General features: G+C 70.8%; 1 protein-coding gene. It reads right to left on the bottom strand.

All coding sequences use genetic code 11. The annotated features are described in order from the left end of the window. Positions 1-395 (bottom strand): hypothetical protein (locus tag I6F37_RS42020; RefSeq protein ID WP_225154676.1); only part of this gene is annotated, 395 nt, incomplete at its 3' end. Positions 396-415 lie beyond the last annotated feature (20 nt).

Below are 415 nucleotides of genomic sequence, written 5' to 3'. Positions count from 1 at the left end.
GCGACGCGGATGTACAGGGCAGCGTCCCCGTGGCCCTCGGCCAGCAGCTTGTCGAGCTGCGCGAGCGCGAGGGCGCGGTCCTTCATGCGGTGCTCGAGGAAGTCGGCCGCACCGAGCCGCGCGAGCCTGCGCTGCGCCTTCGGCACTCCCGGCGCCTGCGCGAGTCCCTCGAGCGCCTGCACGGCCTCGGGCCACTGCTCACGCGCGGTGTGAATCTCGGCCGCGAGCGCGAGCCCTCCGACGTGCTCTTCGAGCATCGAGAGGTGATCGAGGGCGTCGAGCGCCGCGTCCAGATCACCCACCGAGCGCTCGAGGCGCGCCAGCTCGTAGAAGAGTCGTGCGAGCTCCTGCGGATCGTCGATGAGATCGGTGCGCTCGTTGACGAGCTGAATCACGCGCTGCGGATCGCCACGCT

The organism is Bradyrhizobium sp. NBAIM08, from assembly GCF_020193935.1.
GTDB lineage: Bacteria > Pseudomonadota > Alphaproteobacteria > Rhizobiales > Xanthobacteraceae > Bradyrhizobium > Bradyrhizobium yuanmingense.
Note: the sequence above shows the minus strand (reverse complement) of the source record. Positions and strands in the feature narration are given on the sequence as shown.